This is a genomic window from Philodulcilactobacillus myokonensis, from assembly GCF_027923585.1.
In the GTDB taxonomy this organism is placed as follows: domain Bacteria; phylum Bacillota; class Bacilli; order Lactobacillales; family Lactobacillaceae; genus Philodulcilactobacillus; species Philodulcilactobacillus myokonensis.
This window is the reverse complement of the sequence record NZ_BRPL01000002.1, coordinates 526,920-544,972: the sequence shown is the minus strand read 5'-3', so window position 1 is coordinate 544,972 and position 18,053 is coordinate 526,920. Positions and strand designations below refer to the sequence as shown.

Below are 18,053 nucleotides of genomic sequence, written 5' to 3'. Positions count from 1 at the left end.
CTATTATATTTTTAATACACGCTGATAAAATAATTCTTCCTTATCTAGTAAGTCAGATTTAAAACGAAATTTAAAATTAAAATGAACCTTTTCCATCAATTTTCTGCATCCAACGTTATTTAAGAACATTCCACACCACAAGCTTTTAATTTTTGAATGGTGTTTCATAAAATCGCAAACCCCGTTCAAAATTTCCGTCATATAACCATGGTGTTGTGTTTCAGGTGTTAGGGCAAAGCCTAATTCACGGCTATTTGGGTTTGGAATGTTCATTCCACTATCGATCCATTCATAAAACGAAAAAATACCAATAAAGCTATTAAAATTATTTTCTAAAATTGCATAGGTTGATTCCATTTTCAAAGCATCATCAAATAACTTTTTGGCCAAATTTAATTCATTTATATTTGGCAACCCAGCTAATTTCTGAATATCAGGATCAGATATTAATCTGTAATAGGGTTTAAAATCACTTCGTCTTAAATGTCTCAGAGTAACATCATTAATTTTTAATTGATTAAAAAAAATAACTCCCACCGCCCGTTTAGATTTTAAAATAAAATGAAGTATAATGAATTTAAAATAATTATGAAGAAGGAATCTAAATGCAAATTATTAAACAAAATATCAATCAAAATGCTTTTTTTAGGGGATATTTAAGGGATGCCAATCATGAAACCCACCGGAATAAATTTCCGGCAATTGTCATTCTTCCTGGCGGATCATTTACGCACATCCCTCCTCAGCAAGCCGAGAGCTTTGCAATTAATTTCCTATCCAAGGGATACCAAAGTTTTTATCTTCGGTATAGCTTCACAGATGAAAAACAGCCGCTCTATCCGGCACCATTAATTGAGCTTAGCAGAACCATTAAAGCGATCAAAGCAAACGCTCACAAATGGCATATTGATAAGAACCACATTATAATTGCCGGATTCTCAATTGGCGGACATGTTGCAGCTTTATACAATGATTTTTATAGTCAAAAATGGTTTCAAAAATTAATTTCAGCAGATACCAATGAAAATGATCTAAAACCCACTGCCGTAATTTTAGGTTATCCCGTTATCAATCTAACCCTTGGCTTTCCTAAAAATGAAACAACCATCAAGCAATGGGTCGATAACAAAAAAGAAATTGCAGCCGAACAACACGTGAACAAGCAAAACGCCCCAACCTTTATTTGGGGAACTGCTGACGATCCATTTGTTCCAAGTATTAACAGCTTAGTATATGCGGAATCATTATTTCAAAGTCAGGTTCAATATGAACTTCATATTTTTCACCATGGTCCCCATGGATTAGCACTCGCTAATTCAATTACTGCTAAGGATGATGAACATAATAACCAGCACGTTGCTAGTTGGTTTAAGCTTGTTTGTGAATGGCTTGAACAATTTTAATTAAAAAGTGGTTTGAATAATTGATTCAAACCACTTTTTTACATAATATTATGACTAAAAACCGACAAATAATTTATCTTTGGGGCAAATTTAATGTATAAAAATTCACAAATTTGAAGCCATAAATATCCAAGTAAAACTCCACCTAATGTATCGGTTGGAAAATGAGCATTTAAATAAATCCTAGACATCATTACTAAAAGAACCATAATGATTCCAGCAATTTTAACCACCCACTGTAGCCACTGCCGTTTAATAAATGGAACAACTAAAATCCAAATAACTGAAATGACAATCATCATCCCAAAAACGTGCATACTTGGAAAACTAAATCCTTTATCCTTTGCTAAATGAAGCAGCGGTCTTGGTCTTCTAACAATCATTTTAATAATCGCACCAAATACATCGGATCCAATGATTGTGCATACCGACCACAACGCGTAAACCTTATATTTAAAACCCCATAAGATAAAAGCAATAATTAATATCCAAAGAATATCCATCTTCGGATTGGCAATCATCGTAATTAGGTTATAGAATCCTTCTTTCAATCCAGATTCATTTTTTTGTACGTCAGCCGTGAACATTGAATCCAAGAACTGTAAATATCCGGAATTAAACATTACAAAAACTGTTAAAGCAACTGAAAAAATCAAGGCAATCCAGAATCTTAATCTAGAATCCCACTCTTTATAAATCAGCATTCACCGATTTCCTCCTAATCAATCATTTAATATTAATTATAACATACCGTGACTGATACAATTTGATTATTTTTGTTATACTATATGAATATAAATAAAAAGGGAGGTTTCCATTCTTGTTAATGACTGCGTTAATCATGATTGGAATTGGCGTTTTTGCTGGAATTGCAGGTGCAATCTTAGGACTTGGCGGTGGTGTAATTGTCACACCAATTTTAACCCTTGCATTCGGCTTAAATATTAAGTATGCAATTGGAGCTAGTATTATCGTTGTAATCGCAACGAGTTCTGGTTCGACCATTGCCTATTTAAAAGATGAAGTATTAAACTTACGGGTTGCAATGTTCTTAGAAATTGCAACTACCATTGGTGCCGTATCGGGAGCACTATTAACTGGGATTTTAAATCCTAAATTTTTGTATGTTTTATTTGGACTATTATTAATTTTTTCTGGCTTTAACATGATTAAAAAATTAAGGAACCATCAGGGAGCCGTTCAAAAGGTTCATCCCGATAAGATGGCAGAAAAATTAGAATTAAATAGTTCTTATTATGATAAAGCATCTAAAAAAACGGTCAATTATCAGGTTGAAAATGTCCCTGGGGGATTAGCCGTTATGTTTGGCGCTGGCCTTGCCAGTGGACTATTAGGAATTGGTTCCGGTGCATTTAAGGTGATTGCAATGGATACTTTCATGAAGATGCCATTAAAACCATCAAGTGCTACCAGTAATTTAATGATGGGTGTTACTGCTGCTGCTAGTGCAACGGTTTATTTCTTTAACGGTTCAATTTTGCCACAAATTGCCGTTCCACTAGCACTTGGGATTTTAGTTGGTGCTGTTTTAGGATCAAGAATTATGCAAAGATTGCCTGCTAAATGGATTCGCATCGTCTTTATCCCGATTATCTTATACTTAGGAATCAATATGGCTTTACAAGGATTTGGGGTGAAATTATAGATGAAACCAGAAGAACAAAATCCAAAAGTTGCTAAGGAAATGGATGACATTGAATTAATCATCGGTAAAATTTTAAGAATTGGTGTCATTATTTCAGCAATTATCATGATTATTGGATTCTTACTATTAATTATTACTGGAAAATCGGGTTATGCTAATAATTATCATCCAACTTCATTCAGTGAAATTTTTAGTGGAATTGCACAAATGAAACCATATGCAATTATGATGTTAGGTATTTTTTGTTTGATTTTAACCCCGGTTTTAAGAGTTGTAGTTTCGATTTATTCATTTTACAAAGAACACGATTATTTATATGTATATATAACATCATTTGTTCTAATTGTTTTAATTTTTAGTTTCTTTTTATAAAATCATTCAATTTATAAAAAAAGCAGTGAGGATTATGATCCTCACTGCTTTTAATTTGACTTTATTTTTCCCATTCGTTTAATAAATTTATACAGTAATTGATTAAACAATTCTGCAATTAAGAATCCAGCGGCAATAGCCCCTGCAATAAAAACAACTTGAAGTAAATAAAATTTAGCCATTTCATTATTTCCCTGTGCTAAATTCCGCATAACTTGGTATGCTTGACCCCCAGGGACTAATGGAACTAACGCTGGAGTATTAAAAATAATCACCGGCATTTTTTCTCTATGGGCAGCGACCATCCCCAAAACACCAATTGTAAAAGTACCTAATAAGCTTCCACCAACATATCCACCAAAAGAAATAAAATATAAGTAATAAACTAGCCATGCTAATGAGCCAACAATTCCACTAGCATTTAACGATCTTTTAGGAACATTCACAATAATCCCGAAACCAATGGTTCCTAAATAAACACAAATTAAATTTAAAATTAATTTCATCATTAGGTTAAATCCACCTTAAAGCAATTTAATTGCAACCGCGACACCAATTCCTAACGCACAGGCACTCATTAACGCTTCAATTCCCCTTGCAGGGCCACTAACAAGATTACCTGACAATACATCCCGAACAGCATTAGTGATCGGCACCCCGGGAACTAACGGCATGATACTTCCAATAATAATATCATCAATATTGGTTCCTAAATTAAACCAAACAGATAAAATTGAAAAAATACCAATTAAAAGGGCTGCAATAAATTCGCTAATAAATTGAACATTTAAATATTTATCAATGGCATAGTATGCAATGTATCCAACAATTCCAATCAAGCATGTGATCCAAAAATCAATCAAATTACCTCTAAAAACAATTTCTAATGGACCACTAACCAGAGCAGCACCAAATACCTGCATCCAAAAAGGAAACGTCTTAACATGCTCATTAATGTGTTTTAGTCGGTTGTAAAATTGATGGAGTGTAATTAAGCCTGCTCCATACTTTCTAGAATAATCGTTCACAACTGATATTTTTTCTAAATCAAAGCCCCGTCGCTCAATTGCAATGACCTGCGAACCAACTTTAGGGCCTGCTGACATAATAATTCCGGTTAAGGTAACGTAAGATCTAGCCTGCTCAACGTGGGCATTTTTTGAAATCCGGTCGATTGTATCTGTGACACGACTCATTTCAGAACCGTTTTCAATCATAATTTTACCTGCCAATAAACAAGTTTCAATTACTAGCTGGTCCCTTTCACTTATATCTTTCATCAGCAACCCCCTTATCAAATATAAAAATATTATAACATTAATCTAAAAAAGATTGGATAGAAAATCCAATCATAATTATTTTACATATTTAATAAAAACATAGTGAGAAGCCTTATAGCTAACGGTTATGTTTTGTTTATCAGTTATATTTTTAACCATGACTGGTCCTTCAAACGGAGCATGCTTGATGATTTTTAATTTATCACCAATATCCAGTTGAATATCTCCTAAGTATGTCAAAAGTTCATGGTTATCAATAAATCGGTCAACAACAACGGTATCCCCATCGCTAACATCACTTAATAGTGTATGACTATCTTCTTTATAGTTGCCATTAGCTCTTGGAATCACGCCACCATGAGGACACCTTGATGGATGCCCCAATTTTTTATCCAGAGCATCTAAAAGTCGATCACTAGTCACGTGTTCCAATAGTTCGGCTTCATCATTAACATCTGCAATGCTATAATTTAATTCTTTAACTAGGAAGACTTCCCAAATTCGATGCTTTTGGATCAAAATTTCTGCTTTTTTTATTCCAGCAGCTGTTAATGAAACACCGGCATAGGGTTCATGCTCAACCAGTCCCTCTGAGAGGAGTTTATTTATCATTTCAGTAACAGAACCAGCAGCAATATTAAGACTTAAAGCAATTCTTTTGTTAGAAACTTTTTCTTTAGTTCCACCCAGTTCGAAAATAATTTTTAAATAATCCTCTTTCATTGGAGTCATATTTTATTAATCAGTCCTTATAAAAAATGTTTTTGCCTTTATTTATACAGCTTTTTTGTAGTTGATACAAGTAGTTTGTTTTACGAAGAGCATTAAAGCATATATAATAATAGTATTAGTAATCAATCATAGTAAGATAAATTGGAGGTTTTATAGATGAGCGAAGAATTATTAGATTTTGCAAAATTAAGCGATGAAGCTAAAAATACAGCCGTATCTGACTTTGCTTCTTTCTATTTTAATTTATATTCACAAAATGGATTGGAACTGATCACATCGTTCGACCAAAAAGAAGTAATGAATGACATCAACAATTATTTATTAATGCACCAAAACGAAGACCAAAAGGAAATCGTCAAGGCTTCAATTAAAGATTGCTTTGCACAATTTAGTGAATTGATTAACCAAATTGATCAAAAATTCTATGCAAACGGGAATTCCGAAAAGCCATGGAATGATTGGTACAACGAAAAATTCGTTAAACTTGGTAGAGGCTAATTAATATCAATCATATTTTTAATAAGAAATGGGATGATTAAAATAATCATCCCATTTTTATTTTTATCAAACACTATTTGATATCTTTTCCTGTATCATAAAACAAGTCTTGTTTAATTCCCCGTTCAACCTCGACTTGGACTGTAACATGGGTAATTCCATATTTTTTGTGTAATAACTCATAAATTGGATGATAAAATTTTTCAGCATCACTAATCATCATATTTTTCATATTAATATGTGCAGAAAAAACAACCGTGTTTTCATCAATCATCCAGACATGGACGTGGTGGACATTAGTGATTCCATTAATATTCAGCAGATCCTTTTGAACATCTGCATAATCAATATTAGTTGGTGCTCCTTGCATTAAGATTGCAATGGTTTTTTTAATAATCGGAATTGTTTCATAAATAATATAAAAAGCAACCAGTAGTGTCACAATTGGATCAACAATCACCCAATTATAAAGATCAATTAAAATCCCGCCAGCAATGATTCCCATTGAAGAAAGTGTGTCACTCAAGAGGTGTAAGTATGTAGCCCTAATATTTAAATTATGCTTTGAGCCGGCATTTAACATTAATGCCGAAATTAAGTTAGCAATGGTTCCAATAATGGCAACAATCAGCATTAAATTACCATTGATATGTTCAGGGTGAAATAATTTCTTGATTGCGCCAACTAATAAAATAATTGAAACTACCACTAAGAAAATTGAATTCAAAAATGCAGATAAAATCTGCGAACGACGAAAACCAAACGTATTATGTTCCGTCTGTGGTTTAGAACTAATCCGATGGGTCCAATAACTTAAAACCACCGAAAATGAGTCCCCTAAGTTATGAAAAGCATCTGAAACCAGTGATAAACTTCCGGATAAAGCTCCACCTAAAAATTCTGCAACTGTAATCAGAACATTAAGTAACGTAACTAAAAAGAACCTTTGACCGGTTAATTCATTATTATGCATTTAATCACTCCGTTTCCGCTTCTTCATTATGACATGAATTGATATTTTTTGCCATACCTAAAAAAGATTAATTCACAATTGTAAATTAATCTTAGGCATTAAACAAATCTTTAAAAGAACTACTCAACCATTCGCCAATCTCCTTCGTTAGCTTTAGAGATCTGATTAATAAAATGTAAAACGCTTTTAGCACGTTTATCATTATGTTGATAAAGATGATTCAATCCCTCACCAGAAGTCATTGGCATGCTTAATTTAAATTTATCACCGTCTAAATGTCCCTCCGAAAAAGCAATCACAGTTTCTCCAGAATCAATTTTAGTAAAAATAAAGAACATACTAAAGTCTTCATGTTCCTTCATATAAGCAGGCATTGCCCAGATATCATCGGCAATTTCACGCATGATTCCATTCATAAAACGATAATCCCGATGGTTTTTTTTCGTAATCGGTCGTTTTAAAGTAAAAATCATTTTACCAAACGGCGCCGTTCCTAATTTAATATTATCTTCCATTATTCTTATCTCCCTCTACTTGATCAATATTAATTTTTCTTTCAATTAATTCACGATTTTGACGATTTAATTCTACCATTTCACGTCTTAGCTCGCCCATAATTTCCAATTCTAATTTTTCAATTTCTAAATCATGTGGCATTTGAGCTTGCGTTAAGTGATCAATTTTAGAATGCAAAATTCTTAATTCATGTTCCGTTTTCTGATTAACATGGTAATCGTTTTCAGCTGACATTCGATCGTGATCAGCAGATCGATTTTGACTCATCATGATAATCGGAGCCTGGACCGCGGATACACAACTCAAAAATAAATTCAATAGAATAAAAGGATATTTATCAAAATGTAATCCAAATAAGCTTAGACTATTAATAATCATCCAAGCCAATAGAACAAAAACAAAGATACCAATAAAGCTCCAACTACCACCAAATTTAGCGACACCATCGGATACTTTCTCACCAAATGTTTCGTTTTGGTTCATCTGTTTATTAACATCCGTAATAATATAATCATTATTTTTTAAAGCCCTGGTCAATCGTCTTTCAATTTTCATGTTGCCTTTAAAATCCGATTGGATCAATTCGTCCACCCGTTCAATATGATAGCCCAGTAAATGCTGCTCACAAATAAAATCACTTGCTTTAGCATTTTTATGATCACGTTTAATATTATTTTTGATTGTCGAATCTAAGTCTTTTACAAATTCTCCTTCATCACATGGGTACTCTTTCCCGTCAACTAAGCAATGAACAATTTTATGTCTTACCATGATTCCATCTCCCCATTAAGTTAATTTCATTGTATCAGAAAAAAAGAAACCTTCAATTAATCGAACAAAATATTAACAATTTTATATCAGTTGACGTATACTAATGATGACATTTCTAAGAGCTATATTGAAATGGCAAATTTTATATAATGAGGAAGGTCTTAATTATGACTAAAGCAGAAAGTATTAAAGCATTTTTAAATGGTAGCAACCGCCAAAGTGTCATCATTTTAGATAATAATAATGAGCACTATTTAAGCACTGCAACACCCTTTGCAGTGAAAGATTATATGATTTATCGTCCAGCTAACGCTGATGATTTAAAAGAAGATTTAACAGAAGTTGGAACTGAAAAAATTAAGCCATTTCTATTTTACTTAGAAGAAAATGATCTTAAAAAGGATAATCAACAAGTTGAAGATGCCAAAAAGAAGTTAACATCCGATTACGATGCTAAAGTTTTATAAAATAAGTCAACACAATAAAAGACGGTAGGAGTTAACTCCTACCGCCTTTTTTGTTTTAATAATTCAATTATTCCCATTCAATCGTTGCCGGTGGCTTACTGGTAACATCATAGACAACCCGGTTAATTCCGTTTACTTCGTTACAAATTTTGGTTGAGATCTTGGATAAAAGATCCCAAGGAATTCTAGCAAAGTCAGCAGTCATCCCATCAATTGATCTAATGGCACGAATGGCAATGGTGTAATCATAAGTTCTTTGATCACCCATGACACCAACGCTCTTAAATCCAGGTAAGACGGTAAAGTATTGCCAAACCGTCTTATTTAAGCCGGCCTTTTTAAATTCATTGCGGAGGATGTAATCAGAATCCCTAACGATTCGTAATTTTTCCTCTGTAACTTCTCCAATCACACGAATTCCTAAACCTGGACCTGGAAATGGTTGACGCCAAACAAGTTCATCAGGGATACCTAATTTCGTTCCCAATGCCCTTGTTTCATCTTTAAACAATGAGCGTAACGGTTCAATTAAGCCAAGGTGCATATCTTTCGGGAGTCCGCCCACATTATGATGGGACTTGATCTTTTGAGCAGCGCCAACACCACTCTCAATTAAATCAGGATAGATGGTTCCCTGTGCCAAGAATTTCACATCTTTAATCTTCTTGGCTTCAGAATTAAAGACGTCGATAAAGTTATGTCCAATAATTTTACGCTTCTGTTCTGGATCAGAAACACCCTTTAAAGCATCCAAGAAACGTTTTTTAGCATCGACTTTAATGATATTCAAGCCAAGATCGTCATGTAAACTCTTCATGACTTGGTCAGCTTCGCCCTTTCTAAGCAACCCGTGGTCAACAAAAATACTAGTTAATTGATGACCAATTGCTTTATGAAGCAAAGCAGCAACAACGCTTGAATCAACACCGCCAGAAAGTGCTAGGATGACTTTGTTATTTCCCACTTTATTTCTGATATTTTGAATTTGTAAATCAATAAAGTCTTCCATTTTCCAGTTATTTTCAGCATGACAGATATCAAATGCAAAGTGCTTTAAAACATCATTCCCATACTTAGTGTTTCTAACTTCAGCATGAAATTGAATGCCATAAAAATTCTTTGCTGTATCCTGCATTGCAGAAATTGGACAATCCGGACTAGTTGCCACTGATTTAAAACCAGTTGGTACTTTTGTTACTAAATCACCATGACTCATCCAAACTGGTTCTTTTTTGGGTAGGTCTTTAAACAAAGGTGATTGGGTATCTGCATCAATCTTAGCATGACCATATTGTGGTTCTTTGATACCAGAAACCTTACCACCACCAAGCGTATAAGCCATTAATTGCATTCCATAACATATTCCTAAAATGGGAATCCCTAATTCAAATACTTTGGGATCCACTTTATAAGCATTTGCATCATAGACACTATTAGGCCCACCGGAAAAAATAATTCCCTTGGGGTGCCATGCTTTAATTTCTTCAGCAGTCATTGTGTGCGGTTTCAATTCAGAATACACACCAATATCACGAATTCGACGGGTGATTAATTGGTTATATTGGCTACCAAAGTCAAGCACAAGAATTTTATCAAAAGATGATAAATCAATGTTTGCCAAATCGTCCACTCCTTAAATGTTTTATTGTTACTATCATACCGATAATTAATCCAGAGTTCAAATCAAATTAGTATTTCCGAAGCAAAATTTGATTGATCCGGTGCCCATTTGTTTTGTGAATAATCATGTCCGCCCTCGTTTTGGTTGGTAAAATATTACGGTATAAATTAGGTAAATCATTATCTTGCCAAACATCTTTCGCCATTTGAATCGCCTTTTCTTGATTACCAATTGCGTACTTGTAATAAAAATTAGAAGGATCTTGGAAAGCAGTCTGCATTAATTTTTTAAAACGGTCCAAGTACCAATTCTCGATTAATGGTGCTTTCGCATCGATGTAAATGGAAAAATCAGTAAAATCACTAATGTAAATTCTTTGATTACTGGGCAACTGAAGGGTATTAATTCCTTCAATAATCAAAATATCCGGTTGTTTAACGATGTCGTAACGATTAGGAATTACATCATAAACTTGGTGGGAATAGACGGGGGCTTTCACCTCCTGTTCACCATTTTTAACGGCGTTCAAGAAGTTAATCAATGACTTCATATCATAGCTTTCTGGAAACCCCTTTAACTGCTCAATTCCACGGCGATGTAATTCTGCATTTGGGTATAAAAACCCATCAGTCGTAATCAATTGCGTCTTTTTATCTTTAATAAAGTGCGAAAGTAAGACCTTTAATAACCGTGCTGTCGTTGATTTACCAACGGCAACACTACCAGAAATTCCAATAATGAAAGGAATTCTTCTGGATGGCTTGTGTAGAAATTTAGCTTTCGTATCCTGCCAGTGATTAAAATTTTTTAATCTTAATTTCAATAAATGAACTAGTGGAATGTAAATATCTCGAACATCCTGCAATGAAATCTCATCGTTAAACGCTTTAATCTGTTTTAAACTTGCTTGTGTTAATGGAACAGATTGATGTTTTTGATAAAAATTGCGCCACTCATCCTTCGTAAACGAATAATAGTTAATCAAATCTGCCATTAAAAACACCTTCATTAAAGAATTTATTTTCCACGATACTACAAAAAAATTAGTTTAGCGTTTTAATTCATAAAGTTGTTTGGGAATACCATCAAATAATCGTGATATTTTGCCAATTGATAACACCCTAAGCCTGTGCATTGCGCGGGTACAAATTGTATATACTAATTGACGATCAGAGGCCTTATGGTAGTTCTTATCGCTAGCATCCCACATGATGACAGAATCAAATTCTAATCCCTTGGCAAAGTATGCCGGAACAATTAAAGTTCCGCTGACTAACCGTTGATTTTCAGTTTGAATTAACGTTACATTCATTTTGCTTTGTTTCATATCATGATATATTTTTCGGCACGTTGGTAAATCTTTTCCAATAATAGCAGTAGTTTCATGATCATTTTGATCGTTATCCAGCCAATTTTTCAATAAACCAACTGCATGTTCAGAATTAGTTGATTGGATTAACGGTAAATGCCCATTTCTAGCAAATGATTCAATTTTGCTATCTTTAGATAATAAATACTTACTAAAATCAGAAATTTGCTTGGTCGAACGGTACGTTTTGTTTAAACTAATCATTCTGACTTTTTCAGGATCAAAAAGGGTTTTAACATCGTCAAACAAATGATTGCTGTGTTGATGGGTAAAAATGGCTTGATTAAGGTCACCTAACATTGTGAACTTAGCCTTTGGAAATTCAAATTTAAGAAAAGCAATTTGAAAACTGGTATAATCCTGGACTTCATCAATAAAAATGTATTTAATATCATTATGCCCGCGTTTACCAACCATTTTGTCAAATAGGTATAGGTATGGTGAAACATCGCACATTGGAATTTGACCATTTTGGATCCGATCCATTAATTTTTGAATATTTTTATCCCATTCATGATCAGAAATACCAAACGAATGAAGATTTTCGCGCTGTTTGATTGCTTTTAGCATTCGAATATATTGAATATTAATACTCAAAAACAATTCGTGTTCAATTTCGCGTTTAATTCCGCGGAAGCCCCCTGCAACAATATGCTTAGCCAGAAATTTAAATTCATGATCTGGATTAGCAAATTCGCTTGGGTGGGTAGCTTGCAACATATCTAACTGCTGTTTGCTCAAATCGTTAATGGCCCGTTGAACCCATTCCTTCTTCATTTCCGCTTTAATCCGTTGATCAAGGATTTTCATAAGGGCCTGCTTAGTGGCTGCTAAACGATTTTCAAGATTATAGTTATCATTAAATCCATAATAGATATCATGAATCTTTTGTTTACTAATAAAAATCTTGCCAGCAAAAATTAAATTTCGAAATGCCATCCCATGGTGATTTAAGCTTTCAGCATAATTAGTCACCATTTTGAAGAATTGAAGCTGATTTTTTAAATTAACGATTGGATGAACTTGATCAGAATTATCAATAGCAAACCGTTGGGATAAATTATTTACCCTTAAATGTGGAACCCGGTGATTACTGTATTGATCATAAGTCATTTGAACCATGTTATGTTCACCTAATTCTGGCAAAACATTACTAATGTAATCATTAAACAATTGGTTCGGCGAAAACAAAATAATTTGTTTGGAATTAATTTGATTACGGTAATGATAAAGCAAGTAGGCAACCCGTTGTAGTGCAGCCGAAGTCTTACCAGATCCAGCTGCTCCTTGAACAAATAATAAATCATTCTTAACATCCCGAATAACTTTATTTTGTTCATTTTGAATGGTCGTAACAATACTTTTCATTTTCGAAGTTGAATGGGCGGCTAAATTCTGAATTAACATTTGATCACCCACTACTTGATCAGTATCAAAAACGGTTTGAATTTTGCCATTTTGAATATAAAATTGACGTTTTAAAACAATTTCAACGCTTTCATTCCCATCCGGAGCATGATAACTTACTTTGCCCATTTTATTAGCATAATAAATACTGGCAATTGGTGCCCGCCAATCGTAAATCAAGTAATGATCGGTATCGTTAATATCAGTAAACGATGCTAAACCAATGTAAATTGAATGGTTTTCACCATCACTATCCTTAAAATCAACCCTTGCAAAATAAGGACGTTTAGCAAGTGCTTTCAGAAGCCGACTTAATTCTTTGGCAAAGAACAATGTTTGTTCGCGTTGCTGCATCATCTGTTGCTTTTGCCTAATTTCAACTGACGTTGTCATTAAACCACTATAGGTCGTCTCCCTCAAACGAACATCATTATAATAATCTTTTTGAATAATTTTTAGATTTTTTCTAGCATTTTGAGCTTCTTCTTCAGCCCTTTTTGCCGCTTCTTTAATTTTATTTTCAATATAGTCAAGATGATTTTGTTCATCACGTTTTACTTTATCGGCCATCATTGACCTCCTATTCTTTTAAACCAAATCCTATTCATAATTTTAACTACCAAAAAATTAAAAATAAAGTTATATCGTCTATTTTTCATTAGAATGGTTAAATATGCTAAAATAACATTGAAATATAATCTTTCGAAAGAAGTGAGCAAAATGTCTAAAATTAATATTTATTTTGTTAGGCATGGCCAAACATATTTAAATTTGTACCATCGAATCCAAGGAATTGCGAATGCTCCACTTACCAAAAAAGGAATCCAAGATGCAATCGACGCTGGAAACCGTTTGAAATCAATTCATTTTGATCAAGCTTATTCTAGCGATGCTCCAAGAGCAATTACAACCGCTAAATATATTTTAGCTGCAAACCCATCTGAATTATCTAAACCAACAGTTGACAAAGCTTTCAGAGAAGAAAATTTTGGTTATTTTGAAGGTAACGATGATGAAGGATTATGGCACATGATTGGTAGCCCACTCGGTGCTGACACTTATAATGAAATGTTGAAAAAATATTCAATGGGAAAAATCATGGATATGATTCATGACTTTGATCCATACCATCATGCTGAAAGTAACCAGGAAATCCTAGAACGTTTTATGCCTGGCTTTAATCGGGTCGTTAAAAATGCTCAAGATGGTGATAACGTCTTAGTTGCTGCCCACGGGACGATAATTCGTTGGTTAACACAACATTTTGACCCGCAAATGGATATTACCGAAGGTCCTAAAAACGGTAGCGTTACTAAAGTATCTGTTATTGATGGCAAACCGAAAGTTCAATATTATAATCGTGTCAGTGATAAACTTTAATTAATTAATCAAAATGAGAGGGCTGTGATTTAAACAGCCCTTTTTTCATATTCATTATTGATACCATTATAATTAAGCCATAGTATAATAACGTTAATTAACCAAAGGAGGATGATATATGGAAATCGAATCAAATACCAAACAACAAGTGATTGTCATTGGCCTTAATTTAAAAAATAATCCACGTTTTAATTACTCAATGGAAGAACTAACTAATTTAGTAACTGCTAACAACATGGAGGTTGTTAGAACCCTGGTTCAAAAGTTAGACCACCCAGATGCTGGAACATACTTTGGAAAGGGTAAAGTCACTGAATTAGGTCAATTAGCACACGCATATCAAATTAATACGATTGTTGCTAACGATGAATTAAGCCCTAGTCAAATCAGAAATCTAAGCAAAGCTACTGGAGCCAACGTCATTGATCGAACGGCGTTAATTTTAGAGATTTTTGCTAACCGTGCCAGAACCCGCGAAGCCAAATTACAAATTCAACTGGCTAAGTTGCAGTATCAATTGCCAAGGCTTCATACCAGTGCAAGCCAGCGTTTAGATCAACAAACAGGGACGAGCAGTGGCGGCGGTTTTACCAACCGTGGCGCTGGTGAAACTCAATTAGAATTAGACCGCAGAACGATTGGCCGAAAGATCAATAATATCAGACACGATTTAAAAACAGTCGCTAAGTCTGATCAAACTAAACGGGCCCGTCGAAATGAAACCAATTTACCAAACGTTGCATTAGTTGGTTACACCAATGCGGGTAAATCGACGATTATGAATCAACTTGTTCAACGTTTCGGTGAACATGAAAAACAAGTCATGGTTAAAAACATGCTTTTTGCAACCTTAGATACTAAGGTCAGACACCTACAATTCAGTGATAATAAAGCCATGCTTTTAAGTGATACCATTGGTTTTGTTAGTAAATTACCGCATCAATTAATCCAAGCCTTTAAATCAACCCTCCATGAAGCAGCAAACGCTGATCTATTAATCCAGGTTGTTGATTTTTCTGATCCCCATCGACAGTTAATGATGGATACCACTAAAAAAGTTCTGGAAGAAATTGGTATTACAAATATTCCAATGATCAATGTGTTTAATAAAGCCGATTTAACATCCGAACGCTACCCATCATTTGAGGATAGCAATAGTTTAATCATGTCAGCAAACGATAGTCATTCGATTGATACATTAGTTGATTTAATCAGACGAAAAATTTTCAAAAATTACATCACCAAAACATTGTTAGTTCCGTTTAACCAAAGCAGCGTGGTTGCGTACTTAAATGAGCATGCCAACGTTATCCAAACGAATTACTTAGCTAATGGAACTAAAATTAAAGTTGAAGCCCCGAAAGAAGAAATGGGCCGTTTTCAAAAATTCGACATTAAATAAAAGAAGCATGTTTGAAATTTAATTATTTCAAACGTGCTTTATTTTTTCAAATTCAATTAATTAAAAGCAATTTTTAATTTAAGTTGATAATTTTGATGATGTTCAACGGGATTTAAACGCCCTTCAGTCTTAAATGGACCACCAACTAATAAAACGGAAGCCAAGAAAATATCAACACGATTATGATCAATTTGATTAATTTTTTGCATTCCAATTTGGGTTAAATGACCCACTAATAGTCGATTAGCTTGATTAATTCCAATGTAGACATTGTATTTTCCAGATTCAAATTTTAATAGGAAATATGGAACGTAACATCCCTTTCCAATTGCATAGATCGGTTTATCACCATTTTCTTTTAATGCCCGGTTAATTCTAACATCGCTTGATCCAAAATAATTAGCAGTCATTAAATGATCATTAATTAAATCATCAGCAACTTGATTAATCCGCTCAACCTCAGAAGGATTAGAAGATAAAATGGCCGGCATCATCCGATTTTCTTTAAAATAACCGTTTGAAATGGCACCACGGACATTTTGAATGCCAGATTGACGACCACGGAGAGATGTATTTTTAGGTTCACGTGGTTTAATCCCTAATTTATGCATTATTTTAGATGAGAGGTCAAATGGGGCTTGTTTTTCTGTAAAGTAATAAAAATAATTCAAATATACAAAATAAAGTAGAAAAAGTGCCACTAAGAAAAATACAATTCCGCGGGTCATAAATCCATTGTGAATAAATTTAAACGATACATAAAACAAATAAATGTTGGCTAAAAACCCAACAATAATATAAATCCGGCTTTTAATTTTGGTATCAATATCAATATAGTTAAGAATTCGATTGATAAAATCTAAAAATGAAAACATCTAAATCCCCCCTTATTGATTAGAATTACTTCCGGCACTTGAAGATTGATTGGAATCAACACCAGAAGAAGCAGAATAACTATAAGTTGGGCTTGCATCCCGACTCTTTGATGATCCGCCACTATTACTATTAGCATTTGAATCATTATTGCTACTCTGGCTACTACTGCTCTGACTACTTTGACTATTTTGATCATCGGTAGTACCAGAATCAGAAGAGCTGTTGTTGCTACTTACTCTATTGGCACTAGATGTATCAGAATTATCATTTGAAGTATCATTATCGTTATTAGAATTGTCATTATTATCGTTACTACTCTGATTAACATCATTGTCAGACTTTGATGATTTAGCTTTTGAAGAACTATTATCATCCTTTTGATTTGATGAATTTTTCTTGTTCTTGTTTTTACTGTCTTTTTTATTATTATCATCGTTATTCTTTTTATTATTTTGATTTGATTTAGATGGCTTTTTATTGTCACTGCTAACTGGTTTTTCCTGTCTAGAAGAAACAGGAGCACCTTCATTCGTATTAGTGACTTTATTATAAACAACGTTCGTAGCACTCAATGCTAGTGCAATTGATAAAATTGCAAATGGTGTTATAAATGGTGGCATTCGATTCAAAATATCATCTCCAATGAATTTTTTCTAAAATGATGACAATTAATATTAGCACATTTTAGTAACCATGGTTGATTTTTTATCAAAATTATAATTTTACCTGCATTAAACGGTTCAAAACTTTTCTTGTTCTAGCCCAATTATCATTATCAATGCTGGTAGCTTTTCCAATTAGAGAATTAGGTAAAGTTTGGTCCCGCTGATTTTCGTGACTACACAAACGATTCTTGATTTTATCAATGTCGTCACCACGTTCAATCATTCTATTTTCTAAACTATGTTTACTAGCTGTTAAATAGATAATAGTGACTAAATCATGAATTTGATTTAAATATGTAAGTGCACCCTTGGTATCTAAGACAATGCAAATCCGGGGAGATTTTCTAAAGGCTGCATCCAATCCTTCATAAGAAGATCCATAACGGTGATGATCGTATTGAACTGATTCTAAGAAATGATGATGAGCAAAGCTTTTGGCAGTTTCAAAGTAATAATCGCGTCCATTAACTTCATATTTACGCGGTGGCCTGGTTGTATGGGTAATTACCCGGGCCATTTTAAAATGGTCACAAAGGTAATTACAAACGGTAGTCTTGCCTGTCCCTGCAGCACCAGTAATTATAAAAATCTTTTTATCCACTTTAATCACCTTCACTTTAGAATGTAGTGTTACACTTAGAGCAATGTAATTTTT

The 18,053-nt window shown here is 33.7% G+C and carries 21 protein-coding genes; 7 read left to right on the top strand and 14 right to left on the bottom strand.

Going from position 1 to position 18,053, the window contains the following annotated elements; translation table 11 throughout:
- Nucleotides 1–3 precede the first annotated feature (3 nt).
- Nucleotides 4–537, bottom strand: coding sequence for a GNAT family N-acetyltransferase (locus WR164_RS02830; protein WP_286136056.1), 534 nt, complete (start codon nt 535–537; stop codon nt 4–6).
- 68 nt (nt 538–605) lie between these two features.
- Here WR164_RS02830 and WR164_RS02825 point away from each other — a divergent pair, with 68 nt between their 5' ends.
- Entirely contained in the window at nt 606–1,403 is a 798-nt protein-coding gene (locus WR164_RS02825) for a lp_1002 family arylesterase (protein WP_286136055.1), read from the top strand.
- 38 nt (nt 1,404–1,441) lie between these two features.
- Here WR164_RS02825 and WR164_RS02820 read toward each other — a convergent pair whose 3' ends face one another.
- Nucleotides 1,442–2,107, bottom strand: coding sequence for a phosphatase PAP2 family protein (locus WR164_RS02820; protein WP_286136054.1), 666 nt, complete (start codon nt 2,105–2,107; stop codon nt 1,442–1,444).
- 116 nt (nt 2,108–2,223) lie between these two features.
- Here WR164_RS02820 and WR164_RS02815 point away from each other — a divergent pair, with 116 nt between their 5' ends.
- Both WR164_RS02815 and WR164_RS02810 read left to right on the top strand, forming a co-directional pair.
- Complete coding sequence (locus WR164_RS02815; RefSeq protein WP_286136053.1) at nt 2,224–3,069, top strand: sulfite exporter TauE/SafE family protein; 846 nt, start codon at nt 2,224–2,226, stop codon at nt 3,067–3,069.
- Nucleotides 3,070–3,441: a DUF1634 domain-containing protein gene (locus tag WR164_RS02810; protein WP_286136052.1), complete on the top strand. Its 372-nt coding sequence runs from the start codon at nt 3,070–3,072 to the stop codon at nt 3,439–3,441.
- A gap of 50 nt (nt 3,442–3,491) precedes the next feature.
- Here WR164_RS02810 and WR164_RS02805 read toward each other — a convergent pair whose 3' ends face one another.
- The 3 genes from WR164_RS02805 to WR164_RS02795 form a co-directional block, all read right to left on the bottom strand.
- Nucleotides 3,492–3,950, bottom strand: a complete 459-nt coding sequence (locus tag WR164_RS02805; RefSeq protein ID WP_286136051.1) for a threonine/serine exporter family protein — start codon at nt 3,948–3,950, stop codon at nt 3,492–3,494.
- 15 nt (nt 3,951–3,965) lie between these two features.
- Complete coding sequence (locus WR164_RS02800) at nt 3,966–4,721, bottom strand: threonine/serine exporter family protein (RefSeq protein ID WP_286136050.1); 756 nt, start codon at nt 4,719–4,721, stop codon at nt 3,966–3,968.
- A gap of 75 nt (nt 4,722–4,796) precedes the next feature.
- On the bottom strand, nt 4,797–5,453 hold the full coding sequence (locus WR164_RS02795) for a metal-dependent transcriptional regulator (protein ID WP_286136049.1): 657 nt from the start codon (nt 5,451–5,453) through the stop codon (nt 4,797–4,799).
- 156 nt (nt 5,454–5,609) lie between these two features.
- Here WR164_RS02795 and WR164_RS02790 point away from each other — a divergent pair, with 156 nt between their 5' ends.
- A complete protein-coding gene (locus WR164_RS02790; RefSeq protein ID WP_286136048.1) occupies nt 5,610–5,951 on the top strand; it encodes a hypothetical protein in 342 nt (113 codons plus the stop codon).
- A 73-nt stretch (nt 5,952–6,024) separates the two neighbouring features.
- On the opposite strand, the gene WR164_RS02785 is transcribed toward WR164_RS02790, so the two are convergent.
- The 3 genes from WR164_RS02785 to WR164_RS02775 all read right to left on the bottom strand — a co-directional run bounded on the left by WR164_RS02785 (nt 6,025) and on the right by WR164_RS02775 (nt 8,211).
- Nucleotides 6,025–6,924 carry a cation diffusion facilitator family transporter gene (locus WR164_RS02785; protein WP_286136047.1) on the bottom strand — a complete coding sequence of 300 codons (900 nt, stop codon included), beginning with the start codon at nt 6,922–6,924 and terminating at the stop codon, nt 6,025–6,027.
- A 119-nt stretch (nt 6,925–7,043) separates the two neighbouring features.
- Nucleotides 7,044–7,439, bottom strand: coding sequence for a hypothetical protein (locus WR164_RS02780; protein ID WP_286136046.1), 396 nt, complete (start codon nt 7,437–7,439; stop codon nt 7,044–7,046).
- The gene (locus WR164_RS02775) at nt 7,429–8,211 is read right to left on the bottom strand and encodes a DUF1003 domain-containing protein (RefSeq protein WP_286136045.1); all 783 of its coding nucleotides are present in this window, start codon (nt 8,209–8,211) and stop codon (nt 7,429–7,431) included. Before WR164_RS02775 ends, WR164_RS02780 begins: the two co-directional genes overlap by 11 nt.
- 167 nt (nt 8,212–8,378) lie before the next feature.
- Between WR164_RS02775 and WR164_RS02770 the strand changes: the two genes are divergently transcribed.
- On the top strand, nt 8,379–8,678 hold the full coding sequence (locus WR164_RS02770) for a hypothetical protein (RefSeq protein WP_286136044.1): 300 nt from the start codon (nt 8,379–8,381) through the stop codon (nt 8,676–8,678).
- 67 nt (nt 8,679–8,745) lie between these two features.
- On the opposite strand, the gene guaA is transcribed toward WR164_RS02770, so the two are convergent.
- The 3 genes from guaA to helD all read right to left on the bottom strand — a co-directional run bounded on the left by guaA (nt 8,746) and on the right by helD (nt 13,645).
- The gene (gene guaA, locus WR164_RS02765) at nt 8,746–10,299 is read right to left on the bottom strand and encodes a glutamine-hydrolyzing GMP synthase (protein WP_286136043.1); all 1,554 of its coding nucleotides are present in this window, start codon (nt 10,297–10,299) and stop codon (nt 8,746–8,748) included.
- A gap of 67 nt (nt 10,300–10,366) precedes the next feature.
- Complete coding sequence (coaA, locus tag WR164_RS02760; RefSeq protein ID WP_286136042.1) at nt 10,367–11,293, bottom strand: type I pantothenate kinase; 927 nt, start codon at nt 11,291–11,293, stop codon at nt 10,367–10,369.
- A 54-nt stretch (nt 11,294–11,347) separates the two neighbouring features.
- The gene (gene helD / locus WR164_RS02755; protein WP_286136041.1) at nt 11,348–13,645 is read right to left on the bottom strand and encodes an RNA polymerase recycling motor HelD; all 2,298 of its coding nucleotides are present in this window, start codon (nt 13,643–13,645) and stop codon (nt 11,348–11,350) included.
- Nucleotides 13,646–13,795: 150 nt separating this feature from the next.
- On the opposite strand from helD, the gene WR164_RS02750 reads away from it, so the two are divergent.
- Nucleotides 13,796–14,455 carry a histidine phosphatase family protein gene (locus WR164_RS02750; RefSeq protein WP_286136040.1) on the top strand — a complete coding sequence of 220 codons (660 nt, stop codon included), beginning with the start codon at nt 13,796–13,798 and terminating at the stop codon, nt 14,453–14,455.
- Nucleotides 14,456–14,573: 118 nt separating this feature from the next.
- Nucleotides 14,574–15,857: a GTPase HflX gene (hflX, locus tag WR164_RS02745; protein ID WP_286136039.1), complete on the top strand. Its 1,284-nt coding sequence runs from the start codon at nt 14,574–14,576 to the stop codon at nt 15,855–15,857.
- A 56-nt stretch (nt 15,858–15,913) separates the two neighbouring features.
- On the opposite strand, the gene WR164_RS02740 is transcribed toward hflX, so the two are convergent.
- The 3 genes from WR164_RS02740 to WR164_RS02730 all read right to left on the bottom strand — a co-directional run bounded on the left by WR164_RS02740 (nt 15,914) and on the right by WR164_RS02730 (nt 17,999).
- Nucleotides 15,914–16,732: a DUF6681 family protein gene (locus tag WR164_RS02740; protein ID WP_286136038.1), complete on the bottom strand. Its 819-nt coding sequence runs from the start codon at nt 16,730–16,732 to the stop codon at nt 15,914–15,916.
- Nucleotides 16,733–16,744: 12 nt separating this feature from the next.
- Nucleotides 16,745–17,362: a hypothetical protein gene (locus tag WR164_RS02735; RefSeq protein WP_286136037.1), complete on the bottom strand. Its 618-nt coding sequence runs from the start codon at nt 17,360–17,362 to the stop codon at nt 16,745–16,747.
- 85 nt (nt 17,363–17,447) lie between these two features.
- Nucleotides 17,448–17,999, bottom strand: coding sequence for an AAA family ATPase (locus WR164_RS02730; RefSeq protein WP_286136036.1), 552 nt, complete (start codon nt 17,997–17,999; stop codon nt 17,448–17,450).
- Between the last annotated feature and the right edge of the window lie 54 nt (nt 18,000–18,053).